Origin of the sequence: Actinomadura kijaniata NBRC 14229, from assembly GCF_001552175.1 — a bacterium.
In the GTDB taxonomy this organism is placed as follows: Bacteria; Actinomycetota; Actinomycetes; order Streptosporangiales; family Streptosporangiaceae; genus Spirillospora; species Spirillospora kijaniata.
Genome location: NZ_BCQR01000060.1, coordinates 25,525 through 39,599, shown reverse-complemented (window position 1 = coordinate 39,599; position 14,075 = coordinate 25,525). Strand labels below are relative to the sequence as shown.

The following is a 14,075-nucleotide window of genomic DNA, read 5'->3' as shown; positions in this document are numbered from 1 at the left end:
GCCTCACCGTAGGCAGGTTCAACTTTCGCGCGCAAGTACTTGCGCGCGAAAGTTCCGGTGTCTACCGTACCGACAAGCTTGCGCGTGAAAGTGGCGCCGGTCACACACAGGTCGGTGATGAGGGCCGGCCTACCCAGCAGAAGCGGCGGCCGCGGTGCCGGCGGCGATCGACCACCCCTATCGGCCCCACCCCAGGAGACCCCACATGACCTCATCCGGAGACCTGCCCGGTTTGCCCATGGAGGCATCGTGACGACCCCGAACCCTGCCGCCGAGCCGCCGGAAGCCGCCGCCGAGGCCCTCCTCGCCGGCCGCGAGGAGCTCATCGGGAGCGCCGCGCCGCCGGAGGACCCGCCTCGAATCGGCGCCTGGACCATCACGGTCTACGCGCTGACGATGTTCGGCTTCCAGCTGACGTTGCTGCTGCCGGCTCTGTTCAGCCTCGCCTACAAAGTGCAGCTCATCGATCCGGCGAACAAGGACGCGAGCCTGGGTTTCGTCATCGGCCTCGGCGGGCTGTTCAGCCTCCTCGTGAGCCTGCCCGCGGGCGTGCTGAGCGACGGCACCCGGCTGGGATGGGGGCGCCGCAGGCCCTTCCTCGTGGCGGGCCTCGTGCTGTCGGCCCTCGGCGCGCTGATCATCGCCGTCGCCCCGACGGTCATGGTCATGCTGTTCGGCTATCTCGTCACGGGAGTGGCCACCGCCACGATCGGCACCGCCGTCAACCCGTTCCTCGCCGAACAGGTACCGGTGGAGCAGCGCGGAACGGTGGGGGCACTCAGCGGAGTGGCCGCCGCGTTCGCGGGCGTCGGGTCGACGCTGCTCGGCAGCTTCCTGACCGGAAGCATCTACCTGCTGTTCCTGACCCCGGTGGCCGTCCTCGGCGTCATGACGCTGCTGTACCTGCTGGTGGTCCCCGATCGGCCGGCACCCGAGGACGTGCGGGTCGGATCGGTCCTCGACGTGTTCAGGAACATGTGGTTCAACCCGCTCAGGCACCCCGACTTCGCGCTGGTCTGGGTCGGGAAATTCTGCCTGTCGTTCGGGTCCACGTTCTTCAGCACCTACCAGCTGTACCTCGTGCAGGACCGCTTGGGCTACGCCCCCGAGCAGGCGGGACGTCAGCTCGCGGCCGTCGGCGGGCTCAGCCTGCTGGCGCTGGTCGGCTGCTCGATCGCCGGTGGGACGCTCTCCGACCGGTTCAAGCGCCGCAAGCCGTTCATCTACCTCGCGACCGGGCTCATCGTGGCCGGTCTCGCGGTCGCCGCGAGCGCGTCCTCGATCCTGCTCTTCGCCGTCGGCGGGGTGCTGCTGTCGGCGGGCACCGGCGTGTTCACCTCGGTGGACCTCGCCCTCGCCTCGGAGGTCCTGCCCGAGAAGGACAAGGCGGGCAAGTACATGAGCATCTACTACCTCTCCTCCACCGTCGTGGGCGGCCTCGCCCCGCTGCTCGCCCCGGTGATCCTGGGGCTCGGCGATGGAGGGAGCTACGGCGTCCTGTTGTTGTCGGGCGCGATCCTCGGGCTCGGTGCGGCGTTGACCACGGCGAACATCCGCGGCGTGCGCTGATTCGGATTCCTTGCGGTCGGAATGCCCGTGACAGAGGAGCAGCAGCGCCCCGCCGCCCTTGACGGCATCACGCTGCGCCACACCGAGTACGGCACCGCGCACAGCGACGCAGCCGCGCGCCCAGGCCGTGCGCGCCGGGGTGCACCGGACCTGGCGGTGAGCACGGCCCTGCACGCGAAGTTCTAGCTGGGGCTGTTCGATCGGCCCTACACCGGCCTGGACGCGGTGCCGGAGACTCTCGACTCCGCGGAGACCCGCGGCCTCGCTCTCAGGATCGCCGAGCGGGCGGTCGTCCCACTCCGCAACGAGCCGGTCGACGGCGTTCCCGCCTTCCGCTCGCCCGGGCACCGCGACGATCGCGGTGAGCGGCCCGAACACCGACCACCTGCTGGGACAGCCGGGCAACTACAGCCATCCGGTGCTCGACAACATGACGAAGCGGTTCGCGTTCGCCGGAGGCCCGACGACCCGCGCGGACGAGGTCACCGAATTCGCCGGCTCGACGGGATCCGCGCCCAAGCCCACGGTGCGACGGTGCCATACGAGCCCGGATGTCCCACGCAGTACGAGGACCGCTCGGACATTCCCGCGGTCGCCGAAGCGGCGAGGTCCGTGGTCGTCGGAGACCAGGCGGGCATCAACGGTTTCGGCGCCGTCGGTGGGGGCCCGAACAACGTCACGTGCGAACTGCCCGGCGTTCAGCGAAGACCGGTCGGGCGGTACCGGCCACGGGCACGCCGACCGTCGTCGTACTGATCCACGGCCGGCCCCGCTCGCTGAGGTGGATGGCCGACTCCGTTCCTGCGATCGCGACGAGCCGGTTCAGCGGGGAGGAGGCCGGAAGCGCCGCCGTGCTCTTCGGTGACGTCAGCCCCGCCGGGCGGCTGCCCGTCTTGCTCCTCGATCTCGACGGTCACCTCAGGCCGGCGTTCAACTCCCTGGCCGCCCTGGGCCCCATTACGAACCCCGGCAGCAGCTCTTCTCCGACATCCACCACGCCGGACACGACCCGGCGCTCGAGCGCTGGCCCCGATCCGGCGAGGCATGAGAGCGGTCAGACCGAACTGAAAATGTAGCACTTGTACAGGTTTCGCTGTAGTGTCTGATGCCGTCCGCCAGTTCGAGGGGCGGGGAGCGGCCACCACGACGGCCGGCCACCGGACGGCGGGTGATCCGCAGGCTGTCACCTGGCCGACCGCATGGGTGCGCCCGCGCACGGAGAGAGATGACGGACATTCGAGTAACGACTGGCGGTCCCCAGCCGACCCGACCGTTTCCGCGACATGCGCCGGCATCGGTGCGTCAGCCCGGGTGCCCGGGGTTCTTACCCGACACACCTGGCGGCCGAACGATCGCGGGTACGGCAGCCAGCCCGACGACCTCCTGCTTGCCGCCAAGGTCGATACCGCAGGCGAACGTCGCTGCGGCGGGCGGACGCGTCGGAACGTCACCGAGAGCGAGCGACGGCCCGGGCGGGCAGGGCTTCGGCTCGCCCGTTCACGTGACCTCGAACTGCCGGACTCCGGGAACGCCCGGGACACCATGGACGTGCTGATGCGGCTCCGGCCGGATGGCGGTCGGGCATGCCGCCCTGGCCGGCGGCGACGCGGCCGAGCCCGCCCCGTATCCCGACCTTGGCGGTATTGAGGTGCTCCTCGCGCGGCTGCCGGTGTCGTATGAACCACTCCGCCGCCGACATCACTGGACCGAGAGTCACCGATGACAGCAACCGCACGTGAAGGAGCGAGTGTGACAAGCAGGAACGACTTCCCGCCGGGTTTCGTCTGGGGCGCCGCGACGGCGGCGTACCAGGTCGAGGGGGCAGTGACGGCGGACGGCCGCGGCCCGAGCATCTGGGACACCTACGCGCACACACCGGGCCGGATCGCCGACGGGAGCACCGGAGACGTCGCCGACGACCACTACCGGCTGTTCGCCGACGACATCAGGCTGCTGGCCGACCTCGGGTTGAAGGCCTACCGGTTCTCCATCGCGTGGCCGCGGATCATTCCCGAGGGCACGGGCCCGGCGAACCCCGCCGGACCCGCCTTCTACCGCCGACTCGCCGAGACCTGCCTGGAACACGGCGTGACGCCATACGCGACCCTCTACCACTGGGACCTCCCCCAATCACTTGAGGACGCCGGCGGGTGGATGGTGCGCGACACAGCCGAGCGGTTCCGTGACTACGCGGCGGTGACACACGATGCCCTGTCGGACGTGATCAAGCACTGGATGACGCTCAACGAGCCCTGGTGCTCGGCGCTCAACGGTTACGGCGACGGCGCCCTCGCGCCCGGCCGGCGCGAGGGTGCGAACGCGTTGAAGGCGGTGCATCACCTCCTGCTCGGTCACGGGATGGCGCTGGAGGCGATCCGATCGCCGGAAGGGTCGTACGGGATCGCGCTCAACCTCGCGCCGGTCCGCGCCGCGTCGGGCTCCCCCGCGGACCGTGAAGCCGCGCGAAGGGTGGACGGGCTACAGAACCGCCTGTTCCTTGAGCCTCTGCTGTTCGGCAAGTACCCCGCCGACGTCCTTGAGGACACCGGCATGGCGGCGTGGTTCGCGCAGCACGAGGACGACCTGCCGTTGATCTCGGCGCCGCTGGACTTCATGGGAGTGAACTACTACTTCCCAACGACCGTGGCCGCGCCGGAGGGACCGTTCTCGGATCCGAGCAAGCCCAGCGCTCAGCCGGGCAGCGAGAACGTGACCGCCGTCGACACCGGCCTCCCCCGCACGCATATGGGCTGGCCGGTCCAGGCGACCGGGCTACGCGACATCCTCGTCACCATCAACGGCCTGGCACCCGATCTGCCGCTGTACATCACGGAGAACGGGGCGGCCTTCCCCGATGCGCCGACCGCGGACGGGACGGTCGAGGACGACGAGCGGCAACGCTATCTGGAGCAGCACATCGAGGTCGTCCGACAGATCGTGGCCGAGGGCCTGCCGCTGAAGGGCTACTTCGTCTGGAGCCTGCTGGACAACTTCGAATGGGCCTGGGGCTTCAGTCGCCGCTTCGGAATCGTCTACGTGGACTACGCGACGCAGACTCGAACCGTCAAGAACAGCGGCCGCTGGTTGCAGCGGTTCCTCACCAGCGACGCGCCGTTCGACAGCTACACAGGGTAAACGCGAGGTTCTGCTCCTCGGCAGGAGAGGCTTCTGCCCCACCTCCGTCCTTCAGCACGTCCATGGTGTGGCCCGACGCGCGATGACCAGGGAGGATCCCGAAACACGGAGAGGCCGCATGACCTGCGGGAGCCGGACTGCGGATCATGCGGCCGGAGGTGCGAGGACGGGGTACCAGACACGGCTGATGCGGCAGCCGAATCCAAGAGCACCGGACATGCGTAGCCCGCCGGATGAGAACTCCGGCGGGCTGCACGTCCATGTCAGGCGGGGCGGAGGGCGAGCTTCGTCGTTTGGACGGTCAGATGGTCGGTGATGATCGTCTGGAGTTCGGCGATGTGAGCCTGGGCTCCGGCGAGTTCGCGTTCCAGGTCGGTGGTGTTGTTCTGGTCGTCCTGTGGCGCGGCTTGGGAGGCGCGGACCTTGTCGAGGGCGTCCGGGTACGCACCGGATTGGAGGGTTACACCCGGCACCGACGCCATCACGGCGTTCGGAAGCCGCGGAACGTCACCCGCTTTCGGACCTGGAAGCCCAGCCGTTCATAGACCGCGATCGCACCAACGTTGGCTGCGGCGACGTGGAGGAACGGGCGTTCGTCGCGAGCGGTGATACGTGCGGCCAGAGCACGCACCAGACGGGTGGCATGGCCTCGTCCGCGGACCTCGGGGGCGGTGCAGACCGCGCTGATCTCGGTCCATCCCGGCGGGCGGAGCCGCTCGCCCGCCATGGCCACCAACGTGCCGTTCTCGCGGATGCCCAGGTAGGTGCCCAGTTCGTGGGTGCGGGGCCAGAACGGTCCTGGTTGCGTTCGCGCGGCGAGCTCGAGCATCTCCGGAACATCGTCGACGCCCAGCTCGACCACTCCCGGGGCGGGCTCGGCGTCGGCGGGACCGATCATCTGGACGCCGTCGAGGGTGAAGACCGGCTCCCAGTCCGCCGGCGGGATCGCCGGGCAGCTGAACATGTCGGCGAGTTCACCACGGCCGAGCAGCCGGGCGAGGTCGGCCCACTCCGCGGGGTCCGGGTCGGCCGGCACCGCGGCGAAGGTCGCGACCTGCGGCGGGTAAACGGCCACCTGGCCGAGCCTGCGGGCCAGGTGGCGGTGATGGCCCCGGAGCGACTCACCGACCGGATCGTCGAGTGCGGCGGCGTCGCGGTCGCCCATGACGTGGTGCCTTTCATGTCGGGGGTCCTGGCCCGAACGCGAGCTTCGAGCCACGGTGGCCGAGCGCGACGGGCGACTCCACATAGTGCCCGAACCCACCGCGTCCTCGCCCCGGCGACCACCGCAGCCTTGGGCTGCGCTCCCTCCGGTTCGCCGACCGTCGTCTGCGGGCCGGTGCCGCGTCCAGGGGGCGAGAACCCGGGCTAACCCTCTTTCCGGTCGCCGACGCCGAGCCACTCGGACCAGAGGGTCAGCTCGTCGAGGATCTCCTTGACCGGGACGACGCCGATGCCGGGGCCGGTGGGCACGGTCAGGTGTCCGTCGGTGTAGTCGAGCGGCTCGGTGATGTCGGTGGCGAAGTAGCGTTCGGCGGCGCAGGTGTCGGCGGGGAGCGTGAAGCCGGGAAGAGCGGCCAGCGCGAGGTTGGCCGCCCGGCCGATGCCGCTTTCGAGCATGTCGCCGCACCAGACGGCCACCCCGTGGGCCTGGCAGAGGTCGTGGATACGGCGGGCTTCGAGGTAGCCGCCGACCCTGCCGGGCTTGACGTTGACGATGGCGGCGGCGCCGAGGGAGATGGCGGCCGCGGCGTGGGCGGCCGACCCGATCGACTCGTCCAGGCAGATCGGGGTCGTCAACCGCCGGGACAGCCGGGCGTGCCCGAGGAGGTCGCCGGGGGCCAGCGGTTGTTCGATCAGCACGAGCCCGAAGGCGTCGAGCCCGGCCAGATGCCGGGCGTCGGCCGGCGTGTAGGCGCCGTTGGCGTCCACCTGGAGCATCAGGTCGTCACCGAAGCGTTCGCGTACGGCGCGAACGGGCTCGACGTCCCATCCGGGCTCGATCTTGAGCTTGATCCGCGCGTAGCCTTCGGCGAGGTACCCGGCGACGGCGTCCAGCAGTTCCCGGACCGATCCCATGATCCCAACGGAGACACCGCAGGCGACGCGCTCCCGTACCGCCCCCAGGTACCGTCCCAGCGAGTCGCCGGAGGCGCGCAGTTCCGCGTCCAGAACCGCCGTTTCCAACGCCGCCTTGGCCATCGGATGCCCTCTGAACGGCGCGAGCGCCGGGGCGACCCCGTGCGCGTCCACGCTCGGCGGAAGCGCCGGTACCAGGAACCGCCGCAGAACGTCGGCCGCGCCGTCCACGTACTCGGCGCTGTATCGCGGCTCGGGCAGGGCCACGCACTCGCCCCAGCCTTCGGCGTCCGACGTCACCACCCTGACCAGCAGGACATCGCGGGCGGAGAACACCCCGACGGACGCGCGGAACGGCTCTTTCAGGGGCAACGCGACCTTGCGGATCTCGATCGCTTCGATCGTCACGGCGCCCCACCCCGCATATCGTTGACTCAGTCAAACATATGCGCCCACCCCAGCAGGAGCAAGGGGAAACGAACCCTGCCGTTCGAGCGGTCCGGCGTCACGGGGGCAGCGAGGAGCGCGCGACCGCCGACCGGAAGGCCGCTCTCAGCCAGGATGCCGCAGTCGTTGATGGGGATGCGGGATGCGTACATCACCGCTCCCTGGAGCACGAAGCCGACGCCGCCCTCCAGAGCCGAGCCCCACTTGCCTGACCCGGCGGAACGGCGGGCGGGGGGATTATCGCTGACCAGCACGAAGGACATGGCCGCGAGCAATGGGGAGGGGTGGCCTTCGCGTTGCGGCGTTCGTGACCGCAGTCGGGTGGATCGCGCCGGACCTGGGCGAGCGGCCATCATCCTCAGGACCGGGCGCCTCGGAAATCCGCTCGGCAGCACGCAGCAACACAGGACACAGTGGCCCCGTGAACGAACGAGGGCTGGACCGCGACGGAACGATCGCACGCGAAGGCGTGCTGGACCGCGTGCCCGCAGTGTTCGTCCCCGTCGTCGATGCGGCCCGCGCTCGTATCGCCGCAATGTTCGGCGGAACGCGCCTGCACAGCGCTTACCTCTACGGCAGCATCCCCCGTGGCACCGCCACCCCCGGGGTCTCCGACCTCGACCTCCAGCTCGCTCTCCACGACGAGCCCACCGAAGCCGACCGCGCCGACGCCCAGGTGATCGAGGATGTGCTCGACCGCGCGTTCCCGCAGATCGACGGCGTCGGGATCCTGCTGACCAGTACGCGGGTCCTGCTCAGCGACGTCGAACGTCACGACGGCGGGTTCTTCATCGCCTGCCTCTGCACCCCGTTGCTGGGCCCCGACCTGGCGGAACAACTGCCCCGGTACCGCCCCACGGCCCTGCTCGCGCGGGAGACCAACGGCGACCTCGCCCGTGTACTTCCACGCTGGCGTGCCAGAGCAGCCGAAGCCGCCACGGACGCCGATCGCCGGATCCTCAGCCGTTCGGTCGGCCGTCGCATCGTCCGCACGGGATTCACCCTGATCATGCCCCGATGGGGCGGCTGGACCAGCGACCTCGACCAGTCCGCCGAGCTGTTCGGCCGCTACTACCCCGAGCGCTTCGAGCAAATGCGTGCCGCCGCGGCCGTTGGTCGCGCGCCCTCGTCTGATCCGGTGGTGCTCGGAACGCTCATCAACGACCTCGGCCCTTGGCTGGCAGCCGAATACACAGCCGTGCACGGCGAGAAAACCCCGCGTCCCTGACCGGCAGGCCAGACCGCTCGCGGGCGCGCTCACGCCCGCCGTCGACGGGCATCTTCGACCTGGACAAATCGTGAAGGCGCCCAGGCATGACGCCCTCCGATCGGCAACCCCTACCTAGCGTAGGATCTCGTCCACCTTCAACGATCTCGACCTTCGGGGCTCTCTCGGAGGCCGGGCATCTCCGGCGGCGACGAGCAAGGTTGGCGATGGCGACGCACGAGCACCACTCCCCTGGGCACCACGCGCACGAGCGCGGCCCGGTGTCCTGGAGGACGGCCGCGCAGGCGACCGCGCACTGCCTCACCGGCTGCGCGATCGGCGAGGTGCTGGGAATGGTCATCGGAACGGCGCTGGGCCTGCACGACCTCGCGACCATCGCGCTGGCGGTGGTCCTGGCCTTCGTGTTCGGTTACGCGCTGACCATGCGCGGGGTCCTGCGCGCGGGGCTGTCCCTCCGGTCGGCGCTGAAGGTCGCGCTGGCGGCCGACACGGTGTCGATCCTCGTGATGGAGATCATCGACAACGGCATCATGCTCGTGGTGCCCGGCGCGATGGCCGCGGGCCTGACGAGCGCGCTGTTCTGGGGAGCGCTGGCGTTCGCGTTGCTCGTCGCGTTCCTGCTGACGACCCCGATCAACAAGTGGATGATCGGGCGGGGCAGGGGCCACGCGGTGGTGCACCAGTACCACCACTGAGTTCCCGCGGCGTCCGGGCGCGCCGACCACGCCCGGACGCCCGCCGCGCAGGCCACTGCCGTCCCGGCCCCGTTCTCACCTCATCAGGCGGCCGACGGCCGCCATCATCTCCTCCGCCATCGCCTCCGACTCGCCGTCGAGCGCTCCCCTGTGCATGCAGTGCCGCACGTGGTCGTCCAGCAGCCCGAGCGCCACCTTGTTCAGCGCGGCCTGGATGGCCGAGATCTGGGTGAGCACATCGATGCAGTAGCGGTCGTCCTCCACCATGGCCCCGACGCCGCGCACCTGGCCCTCGATCCTGCGCAGCCGTCCGCCCAGCTGCTCTTTCGTCGCGCTGTAGCCCCGTGACGGGGACTGCTTCTCCCTCTCCATGAAGCCACGGTACATAAACCCCCTAGGGGTATACCAGTGCGATGCGCCACTCCCTCGCATGACCCCAGAGGGCCCGAGGGGAGCCTGCATCCGCGATGAGACGCCGATCACAGTGCAACTTATACCCTACGGGGGTACTGTATACCGCCACGGACCCCGGAAGGAGACAGCAATGCCATCGTTGGACCGCATCGTGATCGTCGGTGCTTCGCTCGCGGGACTGCGCGCCGCCCAGGCCCTGCGCGAGGAGGGCTTCGCCGGCGACCTCACCCTGGTCGGCGCCGAGCCGCACCTGCCCTACAACCGTCCACCGCTGTCCAAGAGCCTGTTGACCGGCGACGACGACGTGACGCTGCCGGGCGACGGGTTCGACGCCCGCTGGGTGGGCGGCCGCCGCGCCGTGGGGCTGGACCGCGTCGCCCGCACCGTCACCCTCGACGACGGAGCCGACCTGCCCTACGACGGCCTGGTGATCGCCACCGGAGCGCGCCCGCGCCACCTCCCCGGCGGGCAGGGCACCCACAAGGGCGTCCACGTCCTGCGCACGCTGGACGACGGCCTGGCCCTGCGCGCCGCGCTGAACCAGGGACCGGCCCGGGTGGTGGTCATCGGCGCCGGTTTCATCGGAGGCGAGGTCGCCTCGACGGCCAGGTCGCTGGGGCTGGACGTCACCCTCGTCGAAGCCGGCCCGCTTCCCATGGGCGGGCTGCTCGGCGAGACGACGGGCCGGTGGCTGGCCGACCACCATCGGCGGAACGGCGTCGAGCTGATCACCGGGACCCGGGTGGCGGCCGTGGCGGACGGCGCCGTGCGGCTGGCCGACGGGCGTTCGGTCCCGGCCGGGCTCGTCGTGGTCGCGACGGGCGTCACCCCCGAGGTCGGCTGGCTGGAAGGCAGCGGGCTCAAGGTCGACGACGGCGTGCTGACCGACGCGACGCTGTTCGCCCAGGGCGCCTCCGACATCGTCGCGGCGGGGGACGTCGCGCGCTGGCCGCACCCCGTGTTCGGCGGCGCGCTCGTCCGCGTCGAGCACTGGGCCAACGCCAACGACCAGGGCGCCCGGGCCGCCCGCAACCTGCTGCGCGGGCCCGGCGACGCGGAGCCGCACGCCGAGGTTCCGGGTCTCGGCACGCGGGTACACGGCACGCGCGTCCAGTGGGCGGGCTTCCCGAGCATGGCCGATGAGGCGCTCGTCGCGGCGGGCGATCCGGCCGAGGACAGGTTCTCCGTCGCCTTCCTCCGTGACGGCGTGATGGTCGGCGGTGTCGCCGTGAACCACCCCAAGGAGGCGATCCGGCTCCGCAAGGCCGTCGCCGCCCGGGAGGCGAGCGCTTCGCTCGCCTGACGCCCCCGTTCAACCCCCGGCCTCGCCGGAACGACCAAGAGCCGTCGAGACCGGGGACGGCCGTCCGCAGACTCCTCCGACCAGCACTTATCGCGCATCTACTAGCATTCGTAGTAGATCCTGAGAAAGGGCGCGATGCCGGTGAAACCGTCCCTGCCCCGCTCCGCCGGGGCGCGGCTGGCCGTCGCGGCGACCGGGCTTCTCGGCCTGTCCGCGCTCCTCTACCTCGCGGCGTTCCTGTACGTGGGGACCCAGGTGCCGCGGGGCACCACCGTCTCAGGGGTGGACATCGGCGGGATGTCCCCGCAGAGCGCGGCGGCGAAGCTCGACCGCGAGCTGGGCGAGCGTTCGCGTCGGCCGATGACGCTCCGCGCCGGTTCGCGGTCCGCCACGCTGGACCCGCGGCAGGCCGGGCTGTCACTGGACTCCGGCGCCACCGTCGACGCCGCGACGCGCGGCCGCCACACCGTCCCGGCCCTGGTGGTGAGCGTGACCGGAGGCCGCGACGTGGAGCCCCGCGTCCGCGTGGACCGGGCGCGCCTGGAAGCGGCCGTCACGCGTCTCGGCAGGACCTTCGGCAGGCCCGCCCAGGAAGGGCGAGTCGTCTTCAAAGGCACGACCCCTGTCGCCGTGCCGCCCCGCGACGGCACCGGCGTGGACCCGTCGCTGGCGGCCCAACGCGTCCGGTCCGCCTTCCCCCACCGGACCGAGGTGGAGCTTCCCCACGGGCCGCTGAAGCCGCGGACCACCGAGGCGGCCGTCCGGCAGGCCGCAGCGGGCCCCGCGCGCACCGCGGTGTCCGCCCCCATCGTCATCTTCGCCGAAGGCGAGCGCGTCAGCGTGACCCCGGCCGCGTTCGCCCCGCACCTCACGTTCCGGGCCGACGCGCGAGGCGGGCTCCAGCCGGACTTCGACACCGGGAAGCTGGTGGCCGCGCTGGGTCCTCGCCTGCGCACGCTCCAGCAACCTGCCAGGGACGCCACCTACACCATCAGGAACGGCGTGCCGCGGCTGTCCCCCTCCCGCGACGGCAAGAGGATCGACCTGCGGGCGCTGGACGCGGCCCTGCCCGCCGCGACGACCGGCCACGGGCCGCGGGAGGTCGCGGCGCGCCTGGTGCCGGCCAGGCCCCGGGTCACCACCGAGGCGGCGCGGAGGCTGGGCATCAGGGAGAGGATCAGCACGTTCACGACGCGGTTCCCCTGCTGCGCGCCCCGGGTCAGGAACATCCAGACCATCTCCAGGATCCTGGACGGCCGCATCGTCAGGCCCGGCGAGACCTTCTCCCTGAACGAGACCGTCGGCAGGCGCGACCGGGCCCGCGGGTTCGTCGAGGCGCCCATGATCCTCAACGGCCGTTTCGTCAACGACGTCGGCGGCGGGGTCTCGCAGTTCACCACCACGATGTTCAACGCCGTCTTCTTCGGCGGCCTGGAGGACGTCCAGCACACCCCGCACTCGTTCTACATCTCCCGCTATCCCGCCGGACGCGAGTCCACCGTCTCCCATCCCCAGCCGGACTTCCGCTGGCGCAACGACTCCCCCTACGGGGTCCTCATCGACACCTCCTACACCGGCACGTCCGTCACCGTGACGTTCTGGAGCACCCGGCGGTACGAGATCCGGTCCCAGAGCTCCGCGCGCTATGCGGTCCGGGGCTTCGAGTCCAGGACCGAGTCCGGGCCTAGGTGCATCCCGATGCCCGGCGCCGAGGGCTTCAAGATCGACGTATGGCGGATCTTCAAGCAGGACGGGAAGGTCGTCCGCCGCCAGAAGTTCCACACCACCTACCTGCCCGAACCTCGCGTCACCTGCGGAGGCTGACCCCGTCGGCCGGTCCGCGCCGTCGATGTTGACGTACCAGGACATGGACGGGATCGTGAACATCAGCGGCCCCCGGCGGCAGGTGACGGCGGGCACGTCGTTCTTGGCGGTGCAGCTCCCGAAGCACGCGTCGGCGCCCGCGGCGTCCAGATCCTCAACGACGGCCGAGCGCGAGGTCCCCTTCCGGTCCCGTTGAAGAACCTCGTCACCAGCGCGGGATCGCCAACGGCGTCGATGCCGATCGATAGGCCGTTGCCGAAGGGGCGTCCGCTGGGACTGGGAAGCTTGACCTCGTGGGTGCACTTGCCGTTGCCCGCCCGGCCCGCGCCACCCGGACCGAGCGCGCCTGCCTCGCCGACGGTGACCCACTCCGCCGTACGCCGAAAGTTCGTGGCCTGCGGCAGGAACGCCTTGATCTCCTTCTCGCCGAGCAGGTCACAGGCGTCGGGCCACTGTGCGGGGTTGACCGCCCGGCGCGGCTGCCAGGTGATGCCGAGCTTGCGGGCCTCCGGCTGCGCCTCCTTCACCGTGACGGAGTTGCTGAGGGCCCGCAGGCCGTCACCGCGACGCACGCCGTCGTCACCATGACACTCGCACGCAATGCCGTCATCCTCACCCCACTCATCAACGCCACGACGTCGTTCCCGGCTCCCCGCCGCCGAGCCGACCGCCTGGCGGGGCGACCAAGCTACCGGTCGTCGTCCAGTTGCCTGGTGAGCTGGTCGATCCGCCGGATCCGGCCGTCCGGCGCCAGGCGGCCGAACATGTGCACCTCCGCCACGAAGGTCCCGCCCTTCCGCAGCCTGGTCCGCAGCGTCCAGCGGGCGGCTATCCGGTCCTCGCGGACCAGCGCCTCATGGATCTCGATGCCGGACCAGTCCCCGGCCGCCATCGCCGTCTTGTCGACGTTCCTGCGAACGGGACGGACATGCTCGATCATCCGCTGCCGGTCGATGACGAGCCCGTCGTTGCGGTACTCGAAGTCCGGCACGAAGTACCGGTCGAGGATCACACCGGGCTCCTCTTCCGAGAGGGCCATGTCCCGCGTGTAGGCGACGAGGAAGTCGACGAGGTCGCGCTCGGAACTGATGCCCATGACACCCCTTAGGAGTACGGCGTACGCTTACGCGAGATCAAGATACGCCACCCCCGTAGGGTTCATCCACCCCTGAGCGCTGACACAGCCGAACCGACCGTCCTGAGCCGTTAGTTCCGGCCCCATGCCTTCTCGGCCTGCGAGCAGCCGCGCTCGCCTGACGGGGAGCACCGTGGCGGGTCGGCTCAGGTCCTCTCCCCGGCGACCGTAGGGAGGGATGATCCAGCGCAGGTAGGAGAACGGCGACGGCGACCGTCTGGCCAGCCCTGCGTATCCGGCCGGGTT

15 protein-coding genes are annotated in these 14,075 nt (G+C 70.7%); 8 read left to right on the top strand and 7 right to left on the bottom strand.

All coding sequences use genetic code 11. The features are described 5' to 3' along the window. Positions 1-249 precede the first annotated feature (249 nt). From AKI01S_RS19990 to AKI01S_RS19980, 4 genes are all read left to right on the top strand, one after another. The gene (locus AKI01S_RS19990) at positions 250-1,569 is read left to right on the top strand and encodes an MFS transporter (protein WP_218009739.1); all 1,320 of its coding nucleotides are present in this window, start codon (positions 250-252) and stop codon (positions 1,567-1,569) included. A 21-nt stretch (positions 1,570-1,590) separates the two neighbouring features. After that, on the top strand, positions 1,591-1,755 hold the full coding sequence (locus AKI01S_RS52870; protein ID WP_218009738.1) for a hypothetical protein: 165 nt from the start codon (positions 1,591-1,593) through the stop codon (positions 1,753-1,755). Positions 1,756-2,120: 365 nt separating this feature from the next. Next, positions 2,121-2,645, top strand: coding sequence for a glycoside hydrolase family 3 C-terminal domain-containing protein (locus AKI01S_RS52865; protein ID WP_245681703.1), 525 nt, complete (start codon positions 2,121-2,123; stop codon positions 2,643-2,645). Positions 2,646-3,318: 673 nt separating this feature from the next. Beyond that, positions 3,319-4,704: a GH1 family beta-glucosidase gene (locus AKI01S_RS19980; RefSeq protein WP_067819788.1), complete on the top strand. Its 1,386-nt coding sequence runs from the start codon at positions 3,319-3,321 to the stop codon at positions 4,702-4,704. A gap of 263 nt (positions 4,705-4,967) precedes the next feature. On the opposite strand, the gene AKI01S_RS19975 is transcribed toward AKI01S_RS19980, so the two are convergent. From AKI01S_RS19975 to AKI01S_RS19960, 4 genes are all read right to left on the bottom strand, one after another. Next, positions 4,968-5,177, bottom strand: a complete 210-nt coding sequence (locus tag AKI01S_RS19975) for a hypothetical protein (protein WP_169813983.1) — start codon at positions 5,175-5,177, stop codon at positions 4,968-4,970. Positions 5,178-5,185: 8 nt separating this feature from the next. Beyond that, positions 5,186-5,869 (bottom strand): GNAT family N-acetyltransferase, encoded by a 684-nt coding sequence (locus tag AKI01S_RS19970; protein ID WP_067819783.1) that lies wholly within the window; start codon positions 5,867-5,869, stop codon positions 5,186-5,188. Between the two features lie 203 nt (positions 5,870-6,072). Then, entirely contained in the window at positions 6,073-7,191 is a 1,119-nt protein-coding gene (gene menC, locus AKI01S_RS19965) for an o-succinylbenzoate synthase (protein ID WP_067819780.1), read from the bottom strand. A gap of 26 nt (positions 7,192-7,217) precedes the next feature. Beyond that, positions 7,218-7,493 carry a hypothetical protein gene (locus AKI01S_RS19960; protein ID WP_157419957.1) on the bottom strand — a complete coding sequence of 92 codons (276 nt, stop codon included), beginning with the start codon at positions 7,491-7,493 and terminating at the stop codon, positions 7,218-7,220. Positions 7,494-7,651: 158 nt separating this feature from the next. Between AKI01S_RS19960 and AKI01S_RS19955 the strand changes: the two genes are divergently transcribed. Further along, positions 7,652-8,458, top strand: a complete 807-nt coding sequence (locus AKI01S_RS19955) for a nucleotidyltransferase domain-containing protein (RefSeq protein ID WP_067819772.1) — start codon at positions 7,652-7,654, stop codon at positions 8,456-8,458. A gap of 206 nt (positions 8,459-8,664) precedes the next feature. Beyond that, positions 8,665-9,153 (top strand): DUF4396 domain-containing protein, encoded by a 489-nt coding sequence (locus AKI01S_RS19950; protein WP_067819767.1) that lies wholly within the window; start codon positions 8,665-8,667, stop codon positions 9,151-9,153. A 75-nt stretch (positions 9,154-9,228) separates the two neighbouring features. On the opposite strand, the gene AKI01S_RS19945 is transcribed toward AKI01S_RS19950, so the two are convergent. Beyond that, positions 9,229-9,525 carry a metal-sensitive transcriptional regulator gene (locus tag AKI01S_RS19945; protein ID WP_067819829.1) on the bottom strand — a complete coding sequence of 99 codons (297 nt, stop codon included), beginning with the start codon at positions 9,523-9,525 and terminating at the stop codon, positions 9,229-9,231. Between the two features lie 172 nt (positions 9,526-9,697). Here AKI01S_RS19945 and AKI01S_RS19940 point away from each other — a divergent pair, with 172 nt between their 5' ends. Both AKI01S_RS19940 and AKI01S_RS19935 read left to right on the top strand, forming a co-directional pair. Beyond that, positions 9,698-10,870, top strand: coding sequence for an NAD(P)/FAD-dependent oxidoreductase (locus AKI01S_RS19940; RefSeq protein ID WP_067819764.1), 1,173 nt, complete (start codon positions 9,698-9,700; stop codon positions 10,868-10,870). Between the two features lie 135 nt (positions 10,871-11,005). Continuing rightward, on the top strand, positions 11,006-12,694 hold the full coding sequence (locus AKI01S_RS19935) for a VanW family protein (RefSeq protein WP_067819762.1): 1,689 nt from the start codon (positions 11,006-11,008) through the stop codon (positions 12,692-12,694). A gap of 62 nt (positions 12,695-12,756) precedes the next feature. Here AKI01S_RS19935 and AKI01S_RS50710 read toward each other — a convergent pair whose 3' ends face one another. Further along, positions 12,757-13,266, bottom strand: a complete 510-nt coding sequence (locus AKI01S_RS50710) for a hypothetical protein (RefSeq protein WP_157419956.1) — start codon at positions 13,264-13,266, stop codon at positions 12,757-12,759. 116 nt (positions 13,267-13,382) lie between these two features. Beyond that, on the bottom strand, positions 13,383-13,790 hold the full coding sequence (locus AKI01S_RS19930) for a hypothetical protein (protein ID WP_067819760.1): 408 nt from the start codon (positions 13,788-13,790) through the stop codon (positions 13,383-13,385). Positions 13,791-14,075 lie beyond the last annotated feature (285 nt).